1 protein-coding gene and 1 pseudogene are annotated in these 1,704 nt (G+C 69.1%); one reads left to right on the forward strand and one right to left on the reverse strand.

Going from position 1 to position 1,704, the window contains the following annotated elements:
- Positions 1 to 997 (reverse strand): sterol desaturase family protein (locus VF697_RS35455; protein ID WP_331102074.1); only part of this gene is annotated, 997 nt, incomplete at its 3' end.
- Positions 998 to 1,083: 86 nt separating this feature from the next.
- Between VF697_RS35455 and VF697_RS35460 the strand changes: the two are divergent.
- Positions 1,084 to 1,704: pseudogene (locus VF697_RS35460) on the forward strand (two-component sensor histidine kinase); the annotation flags it as partial.

Genomic DNA, 1,704 nt, shown 5'->3' on the forward strand with positions numbered 1-1,704 from the left:
CGAGGAACCAGGCCGCGAACGCGAGCTTCACGGGCAGGGCCAACGAGGCACTCCGGACCAGGAACAGCACCGTGACGAGCAGCGTCAGCACGCCCACCACGCCCACGTAGAGCGCCACCCGGCGCGAGAGGCTCATGTCGAACCGGGAGCGGCCCGGCACGACCTCCAGGGCCCGTGCTTCCACTCCCTCGGGGTGCCACTCGGGCGGCATGACCCAGAGCTTGAGCTTGTCCATCCGCCGCGGCGTCTCTCGGGTGAGGGCCGCGAGCTCTCGGAAGGGCGCCAGGGCGGCCACCAGCGGGTTGAACGTGCGCACCGGCTTGACCGTGCCGTAGGTGACGGGCTCCTCCTCGGGCTCGAAGGTGCCGAACAGCCGATCCCAGACGATCAGCATTCCGCCGTGGTTCTTGTCCAGGTAGCGGCCATTGCAGGCATGGTGCACGCGGTGGTGCGAGGGCGTGACGAGGACCCATTCGAGGGGCCCCAGCTTGCCGATCAGCTCGGTGTGGACCCAGAACTGGTAGAGCGTGTTGAGCGCCGCCGCCGTGGCGAACATGGCCAGCGGAAAGCCGAGCAGGGCGAGCGGCAGGTAGAAGACGCGCGAGACGAGGGGCTGGAGAGGCCCCTGCCGGAGCGCCACGGCCAGGTTGTAGTCCTCGCTCTGGTGGTGCGGGGCGTGCGCCGCCCACGCGAGGTTCATGCGGTGCGAGGCGCGGTGGAACCCGTAGTAACAGAAGTCCACCCCCAGCATCAGGCCCGCCCAGGCCAGCGCCGAGGACATGGGGATGTCGAAGAGGCGGTAGGGGTAGAGGGCCTGGTAGGCCCCGGCCAGCAGGCCCACGGCCAGGGCGTTGAAGACCGTCTGCGCCGAGCCCAGGGAGAGGTTGGTGAAGACATCCGGGCCACGGAACACGCGCCGGCCCTGAAGTCGCCCGCACAGCCACTCGAGGCCCATGAGGAGGAAGAAGAGGGGGATGGACAGCGTGATGAGACCCATGATGAGCACCGAGTCTATGTGACCCGCAGGGAGTAGTATCGTCCCCCCGTGATCTCGCGTCCCGCTCGTACCGGAGAATCAACGCCATGGCGCTCGCCCTGACAGGCATGGGCACGAACCCGGGGAGGAAGTCCCTGGTGTTCGCCGTGGTTCTCCCGCTGCTGTCCGTGCTGGACGTGTTCATCCTGTCCCGCCTCAGCGTGGAAGCCCTCGGGGTGCGGCTGGCGTGGGCGTTGGAGTTGGTGGTCTTCGCGTGGTGGTTCGAGCGGAGCTCCGAGCCGCGGCGGCGCCTGCTGCTCCTGGCCAACTGTGTGCTCGGCACCTCGTTCTACCTGGGGCTCGTCCACGTCACGGGGAACCTCGAGAGCCCCTTCCTCAACCTCGTGCCCACCCTGCCGCTGGTGGTGGCCTTCGTCTATCCGGAGGAGACGGGGGTGGCCGTCGCCAGCGGCCTCGTGTGCATGCTGGCCATCGTGGGGGTGCTGATCCTGATGCCGCACCAGAGCTCCCAGGCCCTCGCGTGGGCGTCCATGACGGGGTCGGCCACGTTCTTCGGAGCGTACGGCTCCGCTCGGTTTCGCGAGGCCATGGCGGCGCAGAACGAAATCCAGGTGGAGCGGGCCCGGCGCGAGGCGCTGGAGAAGCTCGCCCTGGCCGAGCACCGGCGCGCCCAGTCCGAGAAGCTCGCCACCGTGGGCCGTCTGGCC

This window comes from Archangium sp. (assembly GCF_036388035.1).
Lineage (GTDB): Bacteria > Myxococcota > Myxococcia > Myxococcales > Myxococcaceae > Archangium.